Source organism: Zoogloea sp. JDB1, from assembly GCF_056724025.1.
Genome location: NZ_CM161496.1, coordinates 3076933 through 3099085, shown reverse-complemented (window position 1 = coordinate 3099085; position 22153 = coordinate 3076933). Strand labels below are relative to the sequence as shown.

Sequence of the window (22153 nt, the reverse complement as noted above, 5' to 3'; positions counted from 1 at the left end):
CCACGACAGCTTCGATTCCCGAAGCTGCCGCACCCATGCAAACGAGCCGGCAGCTGCTGGACCTCCACGACACCCGTCGCGCCCGTACGCTACCGCTCAAGCTCTATCTACCCGAGGGCCGGGCGCCCCACGGGCTGATCCTGTTCTCCCATGGGCTCGGCGGCTCCCGCGACGGCGGGGCCGACTGGCTGGTCCACTGGTGCGCTCGGGGCTTTGCGGCCCTCGCGGTACAGCACCCCGGCAGTGACGCAAGCCTCTTGCGCAACAACTCGCCCCTCGGCCTGCGTCACGCCCTGAAGGCTGCGATGAACCCCGAAGAACTCGGCCGCCGCGCGGAGGACATCCGTTTCGTCCTGTCCCGCATCGGCCGCGATCCTGCGCTGGCCGCCATCGCAGATGTCCAGGCCATCGGCCTGTCGGGCCATTCCTTCGGCGCCGTCACGGTCCAGCTGCTGGCCGGCGAACGCCGCCCGCAGCATCCGTCTGTTACCCTCGACCCACGCGTGCGGGCGGTCATCGCCTTCAGCCCGTCGGCCCGTTTCGCGGACCAGGGCCCCAGCCTCAACCACCGCTTCGGCGGCATCCACCTGCCTTTCTTCAGCATCACCGGCAGCCGCGACGACGGCATGGGCCTGTCCGACATCACTGCAGCCAACCGGGAGCTGCCCTACCGCCACATGCCTGCCGGCGACAAATACCTGCTGGTCTTCGCCGGTGGCAACCACCTGGACTTCGCCGGACAGGCCAGCGCAGCCGAGGGCGCCGTATTCCGTCTCCGCCGCGAGCCGGCCCCATTCCAGCGGGCACTGCTGGCCGCATCTACCGCGTTCTGGCAGGCTTATCTGGCCGGGGACGCTGAGGCCCGCAGCTGGCTCACCACTGCGCTTCCGCATCAACTACGCAGCGAAGACCGCTTCGAATACAAATGATCATCTACCTCCACGGCTTCCGTTCCGGCCCCGAATCCTGGAAGGCCCGCAGCCTGCACGCCCGCGTAACCGAACATGGCCTCGCCGATGCCTTCTGGTGCGAACAACTGCCGGTCTCGGCCCACGACGCCATTGCGTTGGTCGACGCCCGGATCGCCCGCTGCACCAGCGCGCCAACACTGGTCGGCAGCTCCCTCGGTGGCTACTACACCACCCACCTCGCGGAGAAGCACGGCCTGCAGGCAGTGCTGGTCAATCCGGCAGTCATCGCGCCACTGTCCCTGTCCGCCTACCTGGGGCCGCAGACGCACATGTACACCGGGGAGACCTTCGATTTCGCCCAGGCCCACATCGACGAACTGCGGGCCATCGAAGTCCCCGTAATCACACGCCCGGAACGCTACTGGCTGATGGTGGAAACCGGTGATGAAGTCCTCGACTACCGCCACGCAGTAGCCCGCTACAGCGGCTGCCGGCAGACAGTGCTGGAGGGCGGCGATCACAGCTTCACGCGCTGGGACGACTACCTCGACCCGATCCTGCAATTCGCCGGGCTGCTGCCATGAGCGGAAGCTTCGACGCCCGCCGTTTCAAAGCCCTCGAACGCAGCGGCTTCAACCGCATCGCTGGGCGCTATGCCGACGGCGCGCCACTAAGGGCCGGGCTGCAGGAGGCGCTGCTCGATCTGGCCGCACCGCGCCCTGGCGAGCACGTCCTCGACCTGGCCGCCGGTCCGGGCCTGCTGGCCCGGGACGCCGCACGCTACGTCGCCCCCGGCGGCTGGGTGCTGGCCAGCGACATCGCCGAAGGCATGCTGGCCGAAGGCATGCGCCGCGCCGCCGATGAAGGCCTTTCCGATCTGATCGCTGCAGCCTGTGACGCCGAACACCTGAGCTTTGCCGACCACAGCTTCGACGTAACGTTGCTCGGCCTCGGCTTGTTCATCTTTCCGGACCCTGCGTTGGCCTTGGCAGAGATCCAGCGAGTCCTGAAGCCCGGCGGACGCCTGGCCCTGTCCGTGTGGGGGCCGCGCGCGGACGTGCCGCTGATCCACTGCGCCCAGAACTGCATCGCCCGCCTGCTGCCGGCCCCGAAGGTTGAACGCCCCTCGGTATTCCGTCTCGGTGACCCTGAGGCGCTGAACGCCCTGGTGGCGCAGGCCGGCTTCTCCGACATCCGTATCGAAGCCTGCCCCGTCACCTGCCATTTCGACACGCCGACCGCCTACTGGCAGGCCTTCCTCGACCTAGCTGGCGGCGCCGCGGAAGCCCTGTCACGGCTGCCCGATGAAACACGACAGCGCCTGCAGAAAGCCGTCGCCGACGAACTCGCCCCTCATCGCGACACGGACGGCTACACGCTGCAAAGCACCGTCCTCGTCGCCAGCGCCCGCCGCTAGGCCTCGTCCGGGTTTCCCTTCACCACGCCGAAGCGTGCCAGCGTACGCTCCCGCGCCTGGGCGTGATCCACGATGGGGGCCGGGTAGTCCTTCCCGATCATGCAGCCGGCCAGCTGCTGATCAATCGGCGGCATGGTCCACGGTGCATGGATGAACTTGGCCGGCACCTTGGCCAGCTCCGGCAGGTAGCGGCGGATGAAGGCGCCGTCGGGATCGAATTTCTCCGACTGGGTCACCGGGTTGAAGATGCGGAACCAGGGCTGCGCATCGCAGCCGGTGGACGCCGCCCATTGCCAGCCGCCATTGTTGGCGGCCAGGTCGAAATCGTTGAGATGCTTGGCGAAGAAGGCCTCCCCCCGGCGCCAGTCGATGCCCAGGTCCTTGGTCAGAAAGGACGCGACGATCATCCGCAGGCGATTGTGCATGAAACCACTGTGCAGGATCTGGCGCATCGCCGCATCGACGATGGGATAGCCGGTCCGCCCCGCGCTCCAGGCCGCGAACCACTCCGGCCTGTCGTCCCAGCGCACTTGGTCGTACTCCGGCCTGAAGCTGGCGTTCACCACATGGGGGTGATGCCACAGGATCTGGAAGTAGAAGTCCCGCCAGACCAGCTCCGACAGCCAGGCTTCCGCCCCCTCGCCGCCCAGCTCGAAGGCCGCCCGCGCCAACTCACGGATAGACACCGTGCCGAAGCGCAGATGCACCGACAGGTAGGAGACCCCCTTCTGCGCAGGAAAATCGCGCTTCGCCTTATAGCGGCCAATACGCTTCAGGAAGTCGTCGAGCAGCCGGCGCCCGCCCGCCATGCCGGGCGTAATGCCCAACTCGCTCAGATTAGTCTTCTCAAAACCCAGTCCTGCGAGGCCCGGCATGAGCTCGTCGGTTGGCGGCGGTACAAGTCGCGCCATGTATTTCTCAACCGGATAAGCCTTGAGATGGAACGGCGTCAGCGTCTTCAGCCAGGCCCGCTTGTAAGGCGTGAACACCGAGAACGGCGAGTTGCCCTGGGTCAGCACCTCACTCTTTTCGAAGATCACCTGGTCCTTGAAATCGGCGAAGCCGATATCCAGCACGCGCAGGCGCTCCGCCACGTCCGCATCGCGTTCGATGGCTGCCGGCTCGTAATCCCGGTTCGTGCACACCGTGCGTACACCGAGAAAGGCCGCCAAGGCCGGGATCAACTCCCGCGCCGAGCCATGGCGGACGATCAGGCCACCGCCGCGGCCACGTAGCGCGGTATCCAGTTCGACGACGCTGGCGTAGATGAACTCCACGCGCCGGTCGCAAGGGTTGGGCAGACGATCGAGGATTTCCGTATCGAAGACGAACGCACAGAAGACCTGGTCGTGGTGCTTCAGCGCGTGGTACAGCGCCGCATGATCGAAGTCGCGCAGATCGCGGCGAAACCAGACAAGGGCAGAAGACATGGACGGAACTCGACGCAAAGGATGCACGGAGGCCGAAGCATGCCTCAAATTTGCCGCCATAATCTCCCTACATTCCCGACCTCGGCTTAAAATACGCCCGTGACTACGACGACCATCAACCTCACCGATCATTTTCTGATCGCCATGCCTGCCATGGCCGATCCGAACTTCACGCGCACGCTCACCTACATCGCCGAGCACAACGAAAACGGCGCAATGGGCGTCATCGTCAACCGGCCAACCGACATGCGCCTGTCCACACTGTTCGAACGCATCGACATTCCGTTCGAGCAGCCGGACTTTGCCGATCTACCGGTCTATTTCGGTGGCCCCGTGCAGTCAGACCGTGGCTTCGTCCTGCATCGCCCGGCCGGCAAATGGCACTCGACGCTCAAGGTCAGCGACGACATCGGTCTCACCAGTTCCCGCGACGTGCTGCAGTCCCTCGCCGCTGACGGCGAGCCCGCCGAAGTGCTGGTCGCGCTTGGCTACGCCGGCTGGTCCGCCGGCCAGCTCGAGCACGAGCTGGCGCAGAATGCCTGGCTCACCGTGCCGGCCGACCTGAGCATCGTCTTCGACCTGCCCCCTGAGGAACGCCTGGCCGCCGCCATGCAGCTGCTCGGCATCGATTTCGCCCAACTGTCCGACACCGCCGGCCACGCGTGAGTACTGTCCTCTGCTTTGATTTCGGCCTCGCACGCATCGGGGTGGCAGTGGGAGAGACTGAAACCAGCCATGCCCACCCGCTCACCGCGATTGCCGAGGAAGCCAACGCCGCCCGCTTTGCCGCCATTGAAAAACTGCTGGCCGAGTGGAGACCCGCGTCCCTGGTTGTTGGCCTGCCAACCCACCTGGACGGCTCCGAGCACGCCATGACAGCCCGCTGCCGCCGCTTCGCCAACCAGCTCCATGGCCGCTACTGCCTGCCCGTGGCCCTGGTGGACGAGCGCCTGTCCTCCGCCGAAGCGGAAGAACGACTCTCCGAAGCCGGCCACCATGGCTGGCGCAAGCAAAAGCCGCGACTGGATTCCGCAGCCGCCCAGATCATCCTGCTCCAGTACTTCGAAAGTGCCAAACATGCAGCTTCCTGAAGCCGAACAGCTCATCGGCGCACTGGCCGAATCGATGCGCCCCCACGTCTCTCCCGCCACCTGCCTGGTCGGCATCCACACCGGCGGCGTGTGGCTGGCCGAGCGCCTGCACGCGCTGCTGGGCCTGTCCCAACCGCTGGGCAGCATAGACGTGAGCTTCTACCGAGACGACTATTCAGCCAAGGGCCTGCACCCTCAGCCTCAAGGCTCCAAGATCCCTTTCGACGTGGAAGACACCCACATCGTCATCGTTGACGACGTGCTTTACACCGGCCGCACCACCCGTGCGGCCCTCAATGAACTCTTCGACTACGGCCGCCCGTCCCGCGTGGACCTGGCCGTGCTCATCGATCGCGGTGGACGCGAACTGCCCATCGCCGCGAGCTTTTGTGCCCTCACCCTGCCGGAACCCCTGCCGGCCGGGCAAAACCTCCAACTTGAGCGCGACGACTCCGGCGCCCTCACCCTGAGGCTGATCCATGCGTAATCCCCAACTCAACAAGCACGGCGAGCTGCAGCACCTGCTGACCCTCGACGGCCTGCCCCGCGGCATCATCACCCAGATCCTCGATACCGCCGCCCCGTTCACCGAGGTGGCCGAGCGCGAGGTCAAGAAGCTCCCGCTGCTGCGCGGCAAGAGCGTCTTCAACCTGTTCTTCGAGAACAGCACGCGCACCCGCACCACCTTCGAGATCGCCGCCAAGCGTCTGTCCGCCGACGTCATCAACCTCAACGTGTCCACCTCGTCCACGAAGAAGGGCGAGACTCTGCTCGACACCGTGGATAACCTCTGTGCGATGCAGGCCGACATGTTCGTGGTGCGCCACGAATCCAGCGGCGCGCCCTACCTGATCGCCCAGCACCTGGAGAACACCGGCCGCGACCACATCCACGTGGTCAATGCCGGAGACGGCCGCCACGCGCACCCGACCCAGGGCCTGCTGGACATGTACACGATCCGGCACTACAAGAAGGAATTCCACAACCTCACCGTCGCCATCGTCGGTGATGTGCTGCACTCCCGCGTCGCCCGCTCCCAGATCGCCGCGCTGACGACCCTCGGCGTGCCCGAAGTACGCGTCATCGGCCCCAAGACCCTGCTCCCGACCGATGTCGAGAAGATGGGCGTGCGCGTCTGCCACAGCATGGAAGAAGGCCTCAAGGGCGTGGACGTGGTAATGATGCTGCGCCTGCAGAACGAACGCATGAACGGCGCGCTACTGCCCAGCCCGCAGGAATTCTTCAAAGTCTGGGGCCTCACCGCCGAGAAGCTGGCGCTAGCCAAGCCCGACGCCATCGTGATGCACCCGGGCCCGATGAACCGTGGCGTCGAAATCGACTCCGCCGTGGCCGACGGCGGCCAGGCCGTCATCCTGCCCCAGGTCACCTTCGGCATCGCGGTCCGCATGGCCGTGATGAGCATGCTAGGCAGCCACTGAACCGGATTCCCACGATGACCATCCATATCAAGAATGGCCGCCTGATCGATCCGGCCAACAAGATCGACGCCCTCCAGGACCTCTTCATCGCCGACGGCAAGATCGTCGGCGTCGGCACCGCGCCTGAAGGTTTCACTGCCGCCCGGACCGTCGACGCCACCGGCTACGTGGTCGCCCCCGGCCTCATCGATCTGGCAGCTCGACTGCGTGAGCCCGGCTTCGAATATAAGGCCACGCTGGAATCCGAAATGGACGCCGCGATGGCTGGCGGGATCACCAGCCTGGCCATCCCGCCCGATACTGACCCGGTACTGGACGAGCCCGGCCTCGTCGAAATGCTGTGCTACCGGGCCAAGAAGCTCAACCGCGCCCACGTCTACCCGGTCGGCGCGCTGACCATCGGCCTCAAGGGCGAACAGCTGTCCGAGATGGCCGAGCTGGTGGAGGCCGGCTGCGTGGCCTTCAGCCAGGCCAACGTGCCCATCCTCGACACCCGCGTGCTGGCCCGCGCCATGCAGTACGCCGCCACCTTCGGCTTCCGTGTGTGGCTGCAGCCGCTTGACCCCTACCTGTCGAAAGGCGGCGTCGCCCACGACGGCGAGGTCGCGTCCCGCCTGGGTCTACCCGGCATCCCGGCCAGCGCCGAGATCGTCGCGCTGTACACCTACCTGCGCCTGGCCCGCCAGACCGGCGCCCGCCTGCACATCACCCGCGTGTCCTGTGCCGAGAGCCTTGATCTGATCGAGAAGGCCCGTGCCGACGGTGTGGACGTCACCTGCGACGTGGCCGCCCACCACCTGCACCTGAGCGACCTGGACATCGGCTACTTCAACCCGCACTGCCACGTGGTACCGCCGTTCCGCGGCCAGCGCGACCGCCTCGCACTGTCCAAGGCACTGGCCGACGGCCGCATCAACGCGATCTGTTCGGACCACACGCCGGTGGACGACGATGCCAAGCAGGCCCCGTTCAGCGAGTCCGAGCCCGGCACCACCGGCCTCGAGTTGCTGCTGCCGCTCACGCTGAAGTGGGCGCAGGAGCACCAGTTGCCACTGATCGAGGCCGTCGCCCGCATCACCTCGGAGGCCGCCAAAATCGCCGGCATCGCCAAGGGTGGCCACCTGTCCGTTGGCGCCCGCGCCGACGTGTGCATCTTCGATGCCGACGCCCACCAGTTGATCACCCGCAGCATGCTCAAGAGCCAGGGCAAGAACACCCCCTTCCTCGGCCTCGAACTGCCCGGCAAGGTGCGCTATACCTTTGTCGAAGGCTCGTTGATGTACGACGCCAGCCAATACGGCAAGAACTGAGGCGGGTCGGAAACGACACAGCCACGGCAACAGCGGCGCCTGCGGGCGCCGCTGTCATTTCCGGCGGCAGCCCCCTCCCCTACTTCAGCTCGCCGTGCAAAGCCTTCTCGATTGCCCGCACGGCCTCCTGGTCATCCGCCGGCACCGGAATCCCATCCGGCTCCGCTGGCGCCTCGTCGAACTGCACCGGTTCGTCGCCCAGCATGCCGTCGGTCGGTACGACGATCTCGATCCGGTCGATATCGACCTTGTCTTGCTTCTCCAGGCCCATCGTCACCAACTGCGGAAACAGGATGACCAACACCACCATGAGGATCTGGATCAGAACGAAGGGCACCGCGCCCCAATAAATGTGCGCGGTCTTGATCGACGGTGGTGCGACGGAACGCAAGAAGAACAATGCAAAACCAAATGGCGGGTGCATGAACGAAGTCTGCATGTTCACGCCCAGCAACACGCCGAACCAGATCAGATCGATGCCGAGCTTCTCGGCCACCGGCGCCAGCAGCGGCACGATGATGAAGGACAGCTCGAAGAAATCGAGGAAGAAGGCCAGTACGAAGATCAGCAGGTTCACCGCGATCAGAAAACCAACCTGCCCCCCCGGCAACGCGGTAAGCAAGTGTTCGACCCACAGGTGGCCCTCCACACCGTAAAAGGTCAACGAGAACACCCGCGCACCGACCAGGATGAAGACCACGAAGGTGGTCAGCTTGGCCGTACTCTCCATCGCCTGGCGCAACAGCGGGAGGCCCAGGCGACGCCGCAGCACAGCCAGCACCAATGCACCGAAGGCCCCCATCGCACCGCCCTCCGTCGGAGTAGCGATGCCGAGAAAGATCGTGCCGAGCACCAGGAAGATCAGCAGAAGGGGCGGCACCAGCGTGGTCAGCACCCGCAGCAGCAGACGCACACCGCGCAGCGTGCGCGCCTCCGCCGGCAAGGCTGGCGCGTACCCCGGGCGGAATATCGCCACCAGTGCCACATAGGCCGCATAGAAGGCCGTCAGCAGCAGGCCCGGGATCAGCGCCCCCTGGTACATGTCGTCCACTGGGCGGCCGAGCTGGTCGGCCATCACGATCAGCACCAGGGACGGCGGGATGATCTGGGCTAACGTGCCAGAGGCCGCGATCACCCCGGATGCCAGGCGCTCATCGTAGCCATAGCGCATCATGATCGGCAGGGAGATCAAGCCCATCGAGATCACGGAAGCCGCCACCACGCCCGTCGTCGCGGCGAGGATCGCGCCGACAAAGATCACCGCGAAGGCCAGGCCTCCACGTACCGGCCCGAACAGCTGGCCGATGGTGTCGAGCAGATCCTCCGCCATGCCCGAACGCTCGAGGATCAGGCCCATGAAGGTGAAGAACGGGATCGCCAGCAGGGTGTCGTTGGACATCACCCCGAAGATCCGGTCCGGCAGCGCCTGGAACAGGGATGGCGTGAGCAGCCCCAGTTCAATCCCGAGCAGGCCGAAAACGATGCCGTTGGCGGCCAGCGCAAAGGCCACCGGATAGCCGAACAGCAGGAACAGGATCAGTGCCCCGAACATCAGGGGCGCCATGTTGGCAGCGATGAACGCCATCAGCTCCGCCCCCCACGCTGTGCCTCGATGGCCTGCGCCAGTTCGCTCTCGGGTGTGGCCGCCTGCGGCTTGGCATTCGGATCACCGATCAGCCCTTGCAGAAAGGCCACCCGCTTGATGAGCTCGGAAACACCCTGCAGCACCAGCAGCGCAAAGCCCGCCGGCACCAGCGCCCGCACCGGCCACACCAGCAGCCCACCGGCGTTCGACGACTGTTCGCCGACCCTGTAGGACTCGACGAAGATTGGCCACGACAGGTAGAGCACCGCCACCGCCATCGGCGCAAGGAAGAACAGCGTCCCGACGATGTCGATCCAGGCCTGCCCCCTTGGCGAGAACCGTCCCGCCACCACGTCGATACGCACGTGCTCGTTCTTCAACAACGTGTACCCCCCGCACAGCAGGAAGACCGCCGAAAACAAATACCACTGGACCTCCAGCAGACCGTTGGAGCTGAAATTGAACAGATAACGCACAAAGGCATTGCCGGCACTGACGAGGGTGACGACCAGTACGAGCCAGGTCGCTGCCTTGCCGACACGCTCCGTGAGGGCATCGATGAGGCCTGAAGTCTTGAGCAGGGCGTGCACGTCCCGCGTCTCCTTTAGCGTATGAAAGGCACGCCCCACAAGGCGCAGCCCATGTTCTTTGGCTCCAGATTATCGGCGAGATTGGCTCTGTGCTCACACTTCGGCCGCGTGATATCCGTGACCCGCCCGGCGAGTGTGCGGCGCAACACCCCTCCGCTACGTGAGATAATTGGCTTTCTGTTCACCCTCTCCCGCATTGCAGCAATGTCTACACGTATCTGCCTGGTTCGCCACGGCGAGACGCCCTGGAACACTGAGCGCCGCCTTCAGGGCCACATCGACATCCCCCTCAACGATCACGGTCTGATCCAGGCCAAGGCCGCCGCGACCAGCCTGGCCGGCGAGCGCTTCGACGCCGCCTACAGTTCCGACCTCACCCGCGCCCGCCAGACGGCCGAGGCCGTGACTACCCTCAACGGTCTCAGCCTGACCCTCGACGCAGGGCTGCGCGAACGCCACTACGGCGTCTTCCAGGCCCTCACCTACGACGAAGCCCGCGCGCAATTTCCGGCCGAGTACCACCGTTTTGAAACCCGCGATCCGGACTTCGCCTTCCCTGAGGGCGGCGAGAGCCTGCGGGAGTTTGCGCGCCGCATCCACGACAGGCTGAACGCCATTGCCGACGCCCACCGGGGTGGCACGGTGCTGGTCGTCACCCACGGCGGCGTGCTCGACATCGCCCACCGCCTGGCCGCCGGCAAACCGCTGGAAACCCCGCGGGACTTCACCATCCCGAATGCCGCGCTCAACTGGATCGGCCATGATGGCAACAGCTGGTCGTTGATCTCTTGGGGCGAGCAACGCCACCTGGACAGCGCACTGGACGAACTCAACAACGCCTGATTTCAGCACTTCATCATCGGGAAACCCTAAAGTTTCCCGGGACTCCGCCGATGCCCCGGACGAGCACGCAGCCCGTCCGGGGCGCGAACCGGCAGGAGTCCCGTCATGCCTAGATTCAACCGCCAATCCCTCGTCCATCAACTGTCCCTTGCCGCGGCGCTGGTCAGCCTCGTCATATTCGGCGCTCTAATCGCCTTCACGACCTATTTCGCCGAGAACGCTGCACTGGCCAAAACCGAGGACGAACTCACCCACCAGGTGACGGGCATCGTCCGCATGCTAGAACTGAGCCATGGCAACGCGATCGCCCATGCCGGCCGGGGTGCCAGCCGCCTCAAAACGGTCCTCGGCACACTGCGCATCGGCCCGGAGACTGTCAAGGCCGGCAGTTACGACGTACCGGTGGTACATACCAACGAGCGCACTCTCAACAGCAACACCGCACTGTTGGAGTCCCTGCGCCAGCAGATCGACGCCGACCCCGCCCTGCTGCTGCGCTCCGGCGACGACTTCGTGCGCGCCGCCACGCTGCTGAAGAACAAGGACGGCAGCAGCGCCGAAGGCAGCACCCTGCCCCGCAACAGCAGGGAGAGTGCAGCGCTGCTGGCAGGCCAGAGCTATACCGGCGTGGTCAAGCGCAACGGCAAGTACTACATCTCGGCGATCGAGCCGCTGACCGACACCACCGGCAAGGTCGTCGGCGCCCTGTCCACCCGCGTAGACATCAGCGGCGACATGGAACGTCTGTTCAAGGCCCTCGCCGAAATCAAGTCCGGCAGCAGCGGCTACGCCTACGTGCTGGCCCCGGCCGACGAGACAGCCAAGAGCGAACTGGTCTATCACCCCAGCCTCGGCGGCCGCCAGATCGGCGAGATCAACAACCCGGCCCTGACCCGCATCGTCGAGGAGCAGATCAGCCGCAAGCAGGGTGCGATGACCTACAAGTGGTCGCGCACCCCGGGCGGCCCCGAAACCGAGCCCAAGATGGTGGTCTTCGAGACGGCGCCATCCTGGGGCTGGATCGTCGCCACCGGCAGCTTCATCGACGAATTCACCGTCGAAGCGCGCCGCCTGCGCAACACCCTGATCGCGCTGTGCATAGGCGGTGCCCTGCTGCTGGCAGTGGTGCTGTACTTCATCACCCACAATCGCCTCGCCCCTATCCACGCAGTGCTGGAGGCCACCCGACGCATCGGCCACGGCGACCTGACCGTACGCTTCCCCGACGCCCCCGCCGACAGTCGCAACGAACTGGACCTGATCGCCCATTCCCTCGACACCACCACGCGCCAGATCGGCACGCTGATCGGCGATGTGATGCGCACCGGCAACGCCGTCCGTGATGCCGCTCGCGCCGTGCGTCAGGGCTCGGACGAGGTGGTGAATAGCACCACCGCGCAGAGCGAGGCCGCCGCCGGCCTTGCCACGGCCATAGAGGAGTTGGCTGTCAGCGTCACCCACGTTTCCGACAGCGCCGCCATCGCCCGCGACATGATGCAGCAAGCCCAAGTTCATGCGGACGAAGGGAGCGGCCGCGTGCACAGCGTCATCGACGGTATGGGACGGATAGCCAGCGAGATCGACGAGGCCGCGGTGGCGGTCTGCCAGCTGTCCGAACGCTCGGCGCAAATCTCCAATATCGGCAAGCTGATCAACGAAATCGCCGAGCAGACCAACCTGCTCGCCCTCAACGCCGCCATCGAGGCTGCCCGCGCTGGCGAGAGCGGACGCGGCTTCGCGGTGGTCGCCGATGAGGTGCGCAAGCTGTCTGAGCGCACCGCCAACTCAACCCGCGAGATCTCGGTGACGGTGACCGAGGTGCAGAGCGAAGCCCAGCGCGTCGTCACGATGATCCAGGGCGTCACCGCGGGCGTACGCGACGGCGTAGGCCTTGCTACCGAATCGGGTGCCATGCTGGAGACAATCCGCCGCGAGAGCGTCCGCACCACTGCCGCGGTCAACGACATTGCCGACACCACCCGCGCCCAGAGCACCTCCAGTCAGGACGTGGCCCAAGGCGTCGAGCGTATCGCGCAGATGGCGGCGCAGAACAACCAGATCACCCGCCGTACCCACGAGCAGACGACGAATCTCGAACAACTGGTCGCCGACCTCGAAACCAAGGTCGGCCACTTCCGAATCTGACCTTACCAGTCACGATTATGGACACGGCAGCTTTCGGCAAGCCCGAGGTGCCGTGTTAAACTCCGTTTTTGACTCAAGTCCACCTGGATCGCCATGTTTTCCAAGCAAAATACCCTCGCCAAGGTCAACCCCGAACTCTGGCAGGCCATTGAGGCCGAAAACCGCCGTCAGGAAGATCACATCGAACTGATCGCCTCCGAGAACTACGTCAGTGCAGCTGTCATGGAAGCCCAGGGCTCCCAGCTCACCAACAAGTACGCGGAAGGTTATCCGGGCAAGCGTTACTACGGTGGCTGTGAGCACGTGGACGTGGCCGAGCAGCTGGCCATCGACCGCCTGAAGGCCCTGTTCGGCGCCGAAGCCGCCAACGTCCAGCCGAACTCCGGCTCCCAGGCCAATCAGGCCGTCCTGATGGCCTTCGCCAAGCCCGGCGACACCATCATGGGCATGAGCCTCGCCGAAGGCGGCCACCTGACCCACGGCATGCCGCTGAACATGTCCGGCAAGTGGTTCAACGTCGTTGCCTACGGTCTCAACGAGAAGGAAGAGATCGATTACGACAAGATGGAAGCGCTGGCCCGCGAGCACAAGCCGCGCATCATCATCGCCGGCGCCTCCGCCTACTCGCTGCGCATCGACTTCGAGCGCTTCGCCAAGATCGCCAAAGAAATCGGCGCCATCTTCTGGGTGGACATGGCCCACTACGCCGGCCTGATCGCCGCCGGCTACTACCCGAACCCGGTTCCCCACGCCGACGTGGTGACCTCCACCACCCACAAGACCCTCCGCGGCCCCCGCGGCGGCATCATCCTGATGAAGGCCGAGCACGAGAAGGCAATCAACTCCGCCATCTTCCCGGGCCTGCAGGGTGGCCCGCTGATGCACGTCATCGCTGCCAAGGCCGTCGCCTTCAAGGAAGCCGCCGGCCCCGAGTTCAAACAGTACCAGGAACAGGTCATCGCCAACGCCCGCGTGATGGCCCGCGTCCTCGGTGAAGAGCGCGGCCTTCGCATCATCTCCGGCCGTACCGAAAGCCACGTGTTCCTGGTGGACCTCCAGTCCAAGAACATCACCGGCAAGGAAGCCGAAGCCGTCCTCGGCAGCGCCCACATCACCGTCAACAAGAACTCGATCCCCAACGATCCGCAGAAGCCCTTCGTCACCTCCGGCATCCGTATCGGCTCCCCGGCGATGACCACCCGTGGCTTCACCGAGATCGAAGCCGAGCGCATCGCCCACCTGATTGCCGACGTGCTTGACAATCCGAAGGACGAAGCCACCATCGAGAACGTGCGCACCAAGGTTTCCGAGCTGTGCCGCAAGTTCCCGGTGTACGGCGCCTAAGCTGCACCAGCGACAGGGACGCGCATTAGCCCATGCATTGCCCCTTCTGCGGCGCCGACAATACGCAGGTCACCGACACCCGTGAAAACGAGGACGGTGACACCGTACGGCGCCGCCGTCGCTGCCTGTCCTGCGACAAACGCTTCACCACCTACGAGCGCATCGACCTCAAGATGCCGCAGGTGGTCAAGAAGAACGGCAGCCGTGCCGACTTCAACCGCGACAAGCTTCTCGGCAGCCTGAAACTGGCACTGCGCAAGCGGCCCGTCACCGCCGAAAACGTCGAAGCCGCCGTCGACCGCATCGAGGCCAAGCTCCTCGCATCCGGCGAGCGCGAGATCGCCTCCGAGCGCATCGGCGAGCTGGTGATGCGCGAGCTCAAGAAGCTCGACAAAGTCGCCTACATCCGCTTCGCATCGGTTTACCGCGCCTTTGCCGACGTGGACGAATTCTCGGAAGTCATCCGCGAAGTCACCTCCCGGCCCCGCGGCCGCCCTCCCAAGGTTTCCTGAAGGTTCCACTGCCATGAGCGCCACCGCCGACGACTACCGGTGGATGGCCCGCGCCCTCGAACTGGCTGAGCGCGGACTGTTCACGACCACCCCGAATCCCCGCGTCGGCTGCGTCATCGTGCGCGACGGCGCGATCGTTGGCGAAGGCTGGCACGTACGTGCCGGCGAGCCCCACGCAGAAGTGCACGCCCTCGCGATGGCGGGCGAACAGGCTCGTAGCGCCACCGCCTACGTGACGCTGGAACCCTGCTCCCACCACGGCCGCACGCCGCCCTGCGCCGATGCGCTGATCAATGCGGGCGTGGCCCGCGTCGTCGCCGCGATGGAAGATCCGAACCCGCTGGTTGCCGGGCGCGGTCTGGCTCGCCTGCGCGACGCCGGCATTGCGACCGTCGCCGGCGTGCAGGAACACGAAGCCCGCGAACTCAACATCGGCTTCATCTCACGCATGACCCGCGGCCGCCCGTGGCTGCGCCTGAAGGCTGCCGCCACGCTGGACGGCAAGACCGCACTGAACAACGGCGTCTCCCAATGGATCACCGGTAACGACGCCCGCCGCGACGCGCACCGCTGGCGCGCCCGCTCCTGCGCGGTGCTCACCGGCATCGGCACCGTGCGCGACGACGATCCGCAGCTCAACGTCCGCGCGATCCCCACTGAACGCCAGCCCCTGCGCATCATCGTGGACGCTCGCCTGGAAACGCCGCTCAACGCCAAGATTCTCGACGGCGGCCGGGTGCTGGTGGCCGGTGCCGTCAAGGATGCCGAGCGCATCGCGGCACTGCAGCACCGGGGCGCCGACGTGCTGATCCTGCCTAACAACGGCGGGAAGGTGGATCTTCCCGCCCTGATGACCGAACTCGGCCAGCGCGGCATCAACGAAGTGCTGGCCGAAAGCGGCTTCAAGCTCAACGGCTCCCTGCTTAGGGAAGGCTGCGTAGACGAGCTGATCCTCTATCTCGCCCCCTCCCTTGCCGGAGACGATGCCCGTGGCCTGTTCAACCTGCCGGCACTGAGCAACCTGGCCGACAAGCGGGAGCTCGCCTTCCGCGACGTCCGCCAGGTCGGCCGCGATTTGCGGATCGTCGCCCGCCCAGTCTGAACTGGGCACCACGCTGACACAAAACTCATCACGCCGGCGCTGGTCGGAGCGGTCAACGTGCGAGCATTCGAGCCGTTAACTCCCTATATCCGCAACACGACCGCTCCATGAAGCCTGCACGCCTGATCGGCTCCGTCATTTTCGCCTGTCTGGCAGCCCCTGCCTGGGCAGAGACAGCGCTCGTCCTGAACTCGGGGGACGAAAACGTCAGCCTCATCGATACGGCCAGCTACAAGGAAACCGGCCGTATCCCGGCCTGCAAGGAACCCCACCACCTGATGGCGACACCGGACGACAGTTCGGTGATCGTCGCCTGTGCGATCTCCAACGAACTGGTCTTCTTCGACCCCCGCACGGGCCAGGAACAGAAGCGCGTCAAGAACATCTCCGACCCCTACCAGCTCGGCTTCTCGCCGGACAAGAAGTGGTTCGTCGCCAACTCCCTGCGCCTGGACCGGGTCGATCTCTACAAGGCCGCCGATTTCTCTCTGGTCGCCCGCGTCCCCGCCGCCAAGACGCCTTCGCACATGGCCTTCGACAAGGCCAGCCAGTACGTCTTCGTCACGCTGCAGGAATCCGACGAGATCCTCGCCATCGATCTCAAGACGCAGCAACCGGTCTGGAAGATGAGCGTCGGCCCGACCCCCGCTGGCATCTACATGACGCCTGACGACAAGTACCTGCTGGTGGCGATCATGGGCGCCGATTACGTGGAGGTCATCGACTGGCGGGCGCGCAAGTCCATCAAGAAGATCACCACGGACAAAGCCGCCCACAACTTCCTGGCGCGCGGTGACGGGCGCCACGTCTTCGTATCGAACCGCAGCATGAAGGGCAGCATCTCCCTGGTGGACACACAGACCCTCAGCGAGGTCGAACACTATGACGTTCCCGGCGGCCCCGACGACATGGAGATCCGCGCCGACGGCAAGGAACTGTGGGCTACGGCGCGCTTTGCCCGCAAGGTGCAGGTGCTGGACCTGGAGCAGAAGGCGGTGTCGCGCTCCATCCCCGTCGGGCGCTCACCCCACGGCGTGTTCTTTCTCAAGCACGCGGCGAGGCGGTGATGCATATCCGGCGCCTAATGCTGTCCTTGGTGCTCATCGCAGCGTCGGCGGCTCACACAGCCGCCGCCGGAGAGGCGTCCTGCAAGGGCACGGTCTACCTCACGCTCGACACCGGCAACATGCGCTACGCGGAACCGATTGCCGAAATCCTGCAGAAGCATCACATCAAGGTGACCTTCTTCGTTGCTCAGGAAAAGACCAGCCGCGGCGACATGGCCCTTGACGCATCCTGGGCCCCGTACTGGAAGGCACGCGTGGCGGAAGGGCACGCCTTCGGCAGCCACACCTGGCGTCACGGCGCATTCCGCAAGGATCTCGACGATGGCCGCGTGGTTTACCAGTTGATGGACGGGCAGCGCGAAAAACTCGATGCGGCACAGATCTGCGCGGAAGTGAAGCAGCCGGACGAGCGCTTCGCCGAACTCACCGGCCGCCACCTCGACCCGATCTGGCGCGCGCCCGGCGGCCACACGACGCCCTTCACGCTGAAAGCGGCAAGACAATGCGGCTACCGGCACGTGGGCTGGTCGGCGGCTGGCTTCCTCGGCGACGAACTGCCCTCCGGGGCCTATCCCAACGAAACCCTACTCAAACGGGCGCTGGCCAACATCAAGGACGGAGATGTGCTGCTCGCCCATCTGGGCATCTGGTCGCGCAAGGATCCCTTTGCGCCGATGCTGGATCCGCTGATCGCCGGACTCAAGGCTCGCGGCTTCTGCTTCGCCACAGTGAGCACGCCGTAATGGACTGGCTGGTGGACCTTTTCGTCCGCACCCAGGGCTGGCTTTTCGACACCCTGGTACAACCGCTGCTGTTCGCAGTCGGACTGGCGAGCTACGCCGAAATGGGCTTCGACAGCGTCGAGTTCGTCCTGCTCGGCGCCATCGAACTCAGCGCCGCCTTTGTACTACTACGACCGCTGGAAGCCCTGTGGCCAGCTGAAAAGTGGGCTGAGCGCGGGGCCGTTCGCGTAGACGTGTTCTACTCCATCCTCAATCGCCTGGGCATCGTTCCGCTCGCGGTGTTCATCCTGCTGGCGCCTGGCTTCAGCGAACTGGAAGGCTGGCTGCGCTTTCACGACATCATTCCGCATCAGCTGGAGGACTGGCTGCCCACCCTCGACTACCACCCGCTGGCCAGCTTCCTGATCTATCTGGTGATCCTCGACTTTGCCGAATACTGGCGCCACCGCCTCTCGCACACCTGCCGCTGGTGGTGGGCACTGCACGGCATCCACCATTCCCAGCGGCAGATGTCCTTCTGGACGGACTCCCGCAACCACCTGCTCGACGACCTGATCGCCGGCGTCTGGTTCGCCTGCCTGTCCCTGCTGATCGGCGTGCCGCCGGGCCACTTCCTCGGCCTGCTGATCGCCCTGCGGCTGGTGGAAAACCTGTCCCACACCAACACCCGCCTCCGCTTCGGCCCCGTTGGAGAAAGGCTGATCGTCGGCCCTCTCTACCACCGCTGGCACCACGCACTTGACCTGCCAGCCGACCCGCGTTTCCGCTACGGCTGTAACTTCGCGATCCTGCTGCCGGTGTGGGACATGCTATTCGGCACCCTCTACCTGCAGGACGACATCCCGCCGACCGGCATCCACGAAAAAACGCCGACAGAGATCGCTGCCCGCAACGATTTCTGGCAACAGCAGAAACTGGGTCTGAAGCAATTCGTCAACGCCTTGTTCAAGCGAAACAACACACGGAACTCAGCGTGACGCGCACACCGCGCAGCCTGGGTCGCGGCCCAGCCGGATCGTCCGCCAGTCCATCGCCAGCGCGTCGAGCAGCAGCAAGCGGCCCGTCAGGGTCTCGCCGCACCCCACCAGCAGCTTGAGCGCCTCGGCTGCCTGCACGGCACCAACAATACCGGTGATCGGAGCGAACACGCCCATCACCGCGCAGCGCACCTCCTCCACGTCCTCGCCTTCCGGAAACAGGCAGTGGTAGCACGGGCTGTCGTTGGACCGCAGGTCGAACACCGACACCTGGCCATCGAAGCGCACAGCAGCACCCGACACCAGCGGCTTGCGGAGGGCCACACAGGCCCGGTTGATGGCATGGCGGGTGGCGAAGTTGTCGGAGCAGTCGAGCACCACGTTCGCGGCAGCAATCTCGGCCTCCAGTTCCCCCCCCTCGAGCCTCCGGCCGATGGGCAAGACGCGGACCTCCGGATTCAAGCGCGCCAGCGTGTCGCTGCCAGACTCAACCTTGAGACGCCCAACGCCTTCCTGGCTGTGCAGGATCTGCCGCTGCAGGTTGGTCAGATCGACCGTATCGCCATCTGCCAGCGCCAGCGTCCCAACACCGGCAGCCGCCAGGTACATGGCAGCCGGTGAGCCAAGCCCCCCGGCGCCGACAACCAGCACGCGGGCGGCAACGATGGCATCCTGCCCTTCGATGCCGATCTGGGGAAGCAGGATATGGCGCGAATAGCGCAGCAGCTGTTCGTCGTTCATGACTGAATGGGGATGAGAGAGATAGTCCGGGCCAACGGCCCGGAATCATTTGAAATCGCGCAAATCGGGCGGCGTATCGTCGTGGTCGCCGTGCGGATGGGCCGCGTAGGCATGGATGTAAACCTCGTGGGACTGTTTGATCAGCCGTTCCGGAGAGCGCAGGTTATGCACCTGGGTCTCCTCCACGTAGTAGATCAGCGCCCGGTGCAGACGGACCAGCAAGGGACGATCGAGATGAAAGCCGGCGTCGGACAGTGCATTTTCGAGACGCTCGAGGGTGTAATCGAGCACGTTGTAGTGCACGGTCAACGACAGCATGTCACGCCCGGCCTCGACCTTCACCCCCGCCAGCGCCGCAAGCGAACGCCGCGCCTGCTCTATTTGACCAGTCGGGAGATCCTTGAAACGGATCTCCCGACATTTCACGAGGCCAGCGGCGGCGTGATGCGCCGGACTACCATGCTTCCGTCCGGCCAGCTTGTAAGCAGTCTCGCGTCGCATGATCGAACCTCCGGCAAGATGGTCACTTGCCGCTATTCTGGAGGATCTGCAGTCCCTTGAGCAAATTCACCGCCTGGGCCAGTTGATAGTCGTCCTTGCCGGCAATCTCGAACGGTGGTTTCAGTTCGTCGTCATCCTTCGACTTGTTGTCCTTGTCACGCCCCTTGGCCGGCACATCCTTCTTCGGCGCAGCGGGCGAATCCATCTTGACGACATCCGGCTCCTTGCCATTGGAAAGATGGCGCTCCAGATCCGCCTCCCGCAGATGATCACGGGACGAACCATTCGGCGTTTCTTCCACGACGATATCCGGTGAAATGCCCTTCGCCTGGATCGAACGGCCGCTCGGCGTGAAGTAGCGCGCCGTGGTCAGCTTGATGGCCGCATTGTTGTTGAGCGGCAGGATGGTCTGCACCGAGCCCTTGCCGAAACTCTGGGTACCCATCACCACGGCACGCTTGTGATCCTGCAGCGCACCCGCCACGATTTCCGATGCCGACGCGGAGCCGCCATTGACCAGCACCACCATCGGCACCGTCTTGATGGGGGCCGGCACATTCTTGATGTAGTCGTCGCGAGAGCCACGCAGGTAATCGTCCGGCATGGCCAGATACTTGCGCTTGGCGTCGTCGGTACGACCATCGGTGGATACAACCAAAGCCTGCGGCGACAGGAAGGCCGCGGATACACCGATGGCACTATTGAGCAAGCCACCCGGATCGTTGCGCAGATCGAGGACAAGCCCCTTCAGGCTACTCTGCTTTACCAGCCGTTCGAGATGCTGAACCAGGGACGCCGCCGTCTGCTCCTGGAACTGGACGACGCGCACATAGCCATACCCTGGCTCCACCAGCTTGGACTTGACGCTCTGGACCTTGATTACCTCCCGCATCAGCGTGACGACGATGGGCTTGGGCTCTCCCTTGCGGGCGATGGTCAGAACGATATTGGTCTTGGGCTTGCCACGCATGCGCTTGACCGCGTCGTTAAGCGACATGCCCTTCACCGACATATCGTCGAGCTTGATGATCAGGTCACCGGCCTTGATACCGGCCCGGAATGCCGGCGTATCCTCGATCGGCGAGATCACCTTGACGAAACCGTCCTCCGAACCGACCTCGATGCCAAGACCGCCAAATTCGCCTTGCGTACCGACCTGCAGATCCTTGAAGGCCTCTGCGTCCAGGTAGGCCGAATGGGGATCGAGATTGGACAGCATGCCGCTGATCGCATAGGTGATCAGCTTCTTGTCCTCGACCGGCTCGACATAACCCTGCTTGATGGCGTTGAAGACATCCGCCAGATTGCGCAACTCCTCGACCGGCAATGGCGCGAGGGCTGCCTTGTCCGCATTTGCCGAGAAATTGAGGCTGATGAGAATCCCGGCACACAACCCTGTGAATACCAGGCCGGCTTGCTGCAGTTTGCTGCGCATAAAGTCTCCGTCAGGCGCGGGGCTACCCCCGTTCAAACGCCATCCACTCCCGCGAACGGGTTGTTCTGCGTATCGAGATGAGTATAAACCGGAAAGGTTCCCCGGCAGCGCGCGCCGCCCTGCGGGGTCTCGATTCCCCGACACCCGCACCGGGGTGCGAAAAAATGCTATTTTATAATATTAGGTATATAAAAACCTTCGACTTCGTGAACGCCAGAACTATCGACCTCATCGCCAAGCAGGAGCACATCGAAACAGCCGCCCGGGCGCTCAAGGCGATATCCCACCCCTTGCGACTCAAGATTCTTTGCGTGATCGGGGGTGAAGAGGTCTGCGTGCAGGACATCGTGGAAGCCGTCGGCACCTCCCAGAGCAACATCTCCCAGCATCTCGCCATCCTCAGGGACAAGGACGTACTGCTGACCCGCAAGGACGCCAACCGCGTCTACTACCGGGTCGGAGATCCTCGTACCTTGCAGTTGATCGCGATGATGCGCGAAGTCTTCTGCGGCGAAGACGCCGAATAAACTGCCCCATTCATCCCAACCGGAGCTTTTCAGTGGAATTTCTCCAGCACAACTGGTACTGGGCTGCGCTGGCTGCCGTCAGCGGCAGCCTTCTTCTCGCCACATCCCTGCGTGGCAGCCGCGGCATTTCGCCCGCCCAAGCCACCCAGCTGATCAACCGCGAAGATGCCATCGTGATTGACGTCCGCGAGGCAAGCGAATACACCGCAGGCCATCTGCTCAACGCGCGCCACATTCCCCTCGGCGACCTGCCCAACCGGCTGGCCGAGCTCGAAAAATTCAAGGACAAGCCTGTTATCCTCAACTGCCAGACCGGTGGCCGCTCCTCGTCGGCCTGTGATGTCCTACGCAAGGCGGGCTTCACTCAGGTACATAATCTCGAAGGCGGCATTGCCGCATGGACCGAGGCCGGCATGCCGGTCAGCAAAAAGAAGAAGTGACGC

24 protein-coding genes and 1 pseudogene are annotated in these 22153 nt (G+C 64.6%); 19 read left to right on the top strand and 6 right to left on the bottom strand.

Going from position 1 to position 22153, the window contains the following annotated elements:
* The first annotated feature begins 35 nt into the window (after positions 1-35).
* Genes AC1PPK_RS13935 through AC1PPK_RS13925 form a run of 3 tightly spaced genes read left to right on the top strand, consistent with a single transcriptional unit; the run spans position 36 to position 2328 of the window.
* The gene (locus tag AC1PPK_RS13935) at positions 36-929 is read left to right on the top strand and encodes an alpha/beta hydrolase family protein (RefSeq protein WP_481113650.1); all 894 of its coding nucleotides are present in this window, start codon (positions 36-38) and stop codon (positions 927-929) included.
* Positions 926-1495, top strand: a complete 570-nt coding sequence (locus AC1PPK_RS13930; RefSeq protein ID WP_481113649.1) for a YqiA/YcfP family alpha/beta fold hydrolase — start codon at positions 926-928, stop codon at positions 1493-1495. The genes AC1PPK_RS13935 and AC1PPK_RS13930 overlap by 4 nt, the downstream gene beginning before the upstream one ends.
* Positions 1492-2328 (top strand): class I SAM-dependent methyltransferase, encoded by an 837-nt coding sequence (locus AC1PPK_RS13925; protein ID WP_481113648.1) that lies wholly within the window; start codon positions 1492-1494, stop codon positions 2326-2328. The genes AC1PPK_RS13930 and AC1PPK_RS13925 overlap by 4 nt, the downstream gene beginning before the upstream one ends.
* Here AC1PPK_RS13925 and AC1PPK_RS13920 read toward each other — a convergent pair.
* Positions 2325-3758, bottom strand: a complete 1434-nt coding sequence (locus AC1PPK_RS13920) for a cryptochrome/photolyase family protein (protein ID WP_481113647.1) — start codon at positions 3756-3758, stop codon at positions 2325-2327. The genes AC1PPK_RS13925 and AC1PPK_RS13920 overlap by 4 nt on opposite strands.
* Before the next feature lie 144 nt (positions 3759-3902).
* On the opposite strand from AC1PPK_RS13920, the gene AC1PPK_RS13915 reads away from it, so the two are divergent.
* Genes AC1PPK_RS13915 through AC1PPK_RS13895 form a run of 5 tightly spaced genes read left to right on the top strand, consistent with a single transcriptional unit; the run spans position 3903 to position 7598 of the window.
* The gene (locus AC1PPK_RS13915) at positions 3903-4424 is read left to right on the top strand and encodes a YqgE/AlgH family protein (RefSeq protein WP_481118221.1); all 522 of its coding nucleotides are present in this window, start codon (positions 3903-3905) and stop codon (positions 4422-4424) included.
* Positions 4421-4849: a Holliday junction resolvase RuvX gene (gene ruvX / locus AC1PPK_RS13910; protein WP_481113646.1), complete on the top strand. Its 429-nt coding sequence runs from the start codon at positions 4421-4423 to the stop codon at positions 4847-4849. The genes AC1PPK_RS13915 and ruvX overlap by 4 nt, the downstream gene beginning before the upstream one ends.
* Positions 4836-5336 (top strand): bifunctional pyr operon transcriptional regulator/uracil phosphoribosyltransferase PyrR, encoded by a 501-nt coding sequence (gene pyrR / locus AC1PPK_RS13905; RefSeq protein WP_481113645.1) that lies wholly within the window; start codon positions 4836-4838, stop codon positions 5334-5336. The genes ruvX and pyrR overlap by 14 nt, the downstream gene beginning before the upstream one ends.
* Positions 5329-6288 carry an aspartate carbamoyltransferase catalytic subunit gene (locus AC1PPK_RS13900; protein WP_481113644.1) on the top strand — a complete coding sequence of 320 codons (960 nt, stop codon included), beginning with the start codon at positions 5329-5331 and terminating at the stop codon, positions 6286-6288. Before pyrR ends, AC1PPK_RS13900 begins: the two co-directional genes overlap by 8 nt.
* 14 nt (positions 6289-6302) lie before the next feature.
* Complete coding sequence (locus AC1PPK_RS13895; RefSeq protein WP_481113643.1) at positions 6303-7598, top strand: dihydroorotase; 1296 nt, start codon at positions 6303-6305, stop codon at positions 7596-7598.
* A gap of 79 nt (positions 7599-7677) precedes the next feature.
* Here the strand turns inward: AC1PPK_RS13895 and AC1PPK_RS13890 are convergent, their stop codons facing one another.
* Positions 7678-9186, bottom strand: a complete 1509-nt coding sequence (locus tag AC1PPK_RS13890; RefSeq protein ID WP_481118220.1) for a TRAP transporter large permease — start codon at positions 9184-9186, stop codon at positions 7678-7680.
* Entirely contained in the window at positions 9183-9773 is a 591-nt protein-coding gene (locus tag AC1PPK_RS13885) for a TRAP transporter small permease subunit (RefSeq protein WP_481113642.1), read from the bottom strand. The genes AC1PPK_RS13890 and AC1PPK_RS13885 overlap by 4 nt, the downstream gene beginning before the upstream one ends.
* Before the next feature lie 204 nt (positions 9774-9977).
* Between AC1PPK_RS13885 and AC1PPK_RS13880 the strand changes: the two genes are divergently transcribed.
* From AC1PPK_RS13880 to AC1PPK_RS13840, 9 genes and pseudogenes are all read left to right on the top strand, one after another.
* Complete coding sequence (locus AC1PPK_RS13880) at positions 9978-10616, top strand: histidine phosphatase family protein (protein WP_481113641.1); 639 nt, start codon at positions 9978-9980, stop codon at positions 10614-10616.
* A 105-nt stretch (positions 10617-10721) separates the two neighbouring features.
* Positions 10722-11891, top strand: a pseudogene (locus tag AC1PPK_RS13875) (Cache 3/Cache 2 fusion domain-containing protein); the annotation flags it as partial.
* A 216-nt stretch (positions 11892-12107) separates the two neighbouring features.
* Positions 12108-12761, top strand: coding sequence for a methyl-accepting chemotaxis protein (locus AC1PPK_RS13870; RefSeq protein ID WP_481118219.1), 654 nt, complete (start codon positions 12108-12110; stop codon positions 12759-12761).
* A 93-nt stretch (positions 12762-12854) separates the two neighbouring features.
* Complete coding sequence (glyA, locus tag AC1PPK_RS13865; protein ID WP_481113640.1) at positions 12855-14105, top strand: serine hydroxymethyltransferase; 1251 nt, start codon at positions 12855-12857, stop codon at positions 14103-14105.
* A gap of 32 nt (positions 14106-14137) precedes the next feature.
* Positions 14138-14617, top strand: coding sequence for a transcriptional regulator NrdR (gene nrdR / locus AC1PPK_RS13860; protein WP_481113639.1), 480 nt, complete (start codon positions 14138-14140; stop codon positions 14615-14617).
* Positions 14618-14630: 13 nt separating this feature from the next.
* Positions 14631-15719: a bifunctional diaminohydroxyphosphoribosylaminopyrimidine deaminase/5-amino-6-(5-phosphoribosylamino)uracil reductase RibD gene (gene ribD, locus AC1PPK_RS13855; protein WP_481113638.1), complete on the top strand. Its 1089-nt coding sequence runs from the start codon at positions 14631-14633 to the stop codon at positions 15717-15719.
* A gap of 107 nt (positions 15720-15826) precedes the next feature.
* On the top strand, positions 15827-16786 hold the full coding sequence (locus AC1PPK_RS13850) for a YVTN family beta-propeller repeat protein (protein WP_481113637.1): 960 nt from the start codon (positions 15827-15829) through the stop codon (positions 16784-16786).
* Positions 16786-17529 carry a polysaccharide deacetylase family protein gene (locus AC1PPK_RS13845; RefSeq protein WP_481113636.1) on the top strand — a complete coding sequence of 248 codons (744 nt, stop codon included), beginning with the start codon at positions 16786-16788 and terminating at the stop codon, positions 17527-17529. The genes AC1PPK_RS13850 and AC1PPK_RS13845 overlap by 1 nt, the downstream gene beginning before the upstream one ends.
* A gap of 11 nt (positions 17530-17540) precedes the next feature.
* Positions 17541-18506, top strand: coding sequence for a sterol desaturase family protein (locus tag AC1PPK_RS13840; protein WP_481113635.1), 966 nt, complete (start codon positions 17541-17543; stop codon positions 18504-18506).
* Here the strand turns inward: AC1PPK_RS13840 and AC1PPK_RS13835 are convergent.
* From AC1PPK_RS13835 to AC1PPK_RS13825, 3 genes are read right to left on the bottom strand one after another with little or no spacing between them, the layout of a single operon-like run.
* Entirely contained in the window at positions 18498-19247 is a 750-nt protein-coding gene (locus AC1PPK_RS13835) for a HesA/MoeB/ThiF family protein (protein WP_481113634.1), read from the bottom strand. The genes AC1PPK_RS13840 and AC1PPK_RS13835 overlap by 9 nt on opposite strands.
* Before the next feature lie 45 nt (positions 19248-19292).
* Entirely contained in the window at positions 19293-19748 is a 456-nt protein-coding gene (locus AC1PPK_RS13830) for a hypothetical protein (RefSeq protein ID WP_481113633.1), read from the bottom strand.
* 22 nt (positions 19749-19770) lie between these two features.
* The gene (locus AC1PPK_RS13825; protein WP_481113632.1) at positions 19771-21183 is read right to left on the bottom strand and encodes a S41 family peptidase; all 1413 of its coding nucleotides are present in this window, start codon (positions 21181-21183) and stop codon (positions 19771-19773) included.
* Between the two features lie 206 nt (positions 21184-21389).
* On the opposite strand from AC1PPK_RS13825, the gene AC1PPK_RS13820 reads away from it, so the two are divergent.
* Together AC1PPK_RS13820 and AC1PPK_RS13815 are read left to right on the top strand one after the other, a co-directional pair.
* The gene (locus AC1PPK_RS13820; RefSeq protein ID WP_481113631.1) at positions 21390-21710 is read left to right on the top strand and encodes an ArsR/SmtB family transcription factor; all 321 of its coding nucleotides are present in this window, start codon (positions 21390-21392) and stop codon (positions 21708-21710) included.
* A gap of 32 nt (positions 21711-21742) precedes the next feature.
* Entirely contained in the window at positions 21743-22150 is a 408-nt protein-coding gene (locus tag AC1PPK_RS13815) for a rhodanese-like domain-containing protein (protein ID WP_481113630.1), read from the top strand.
* Positions 22151-22153: the final 3 nt, after the last annotated feature.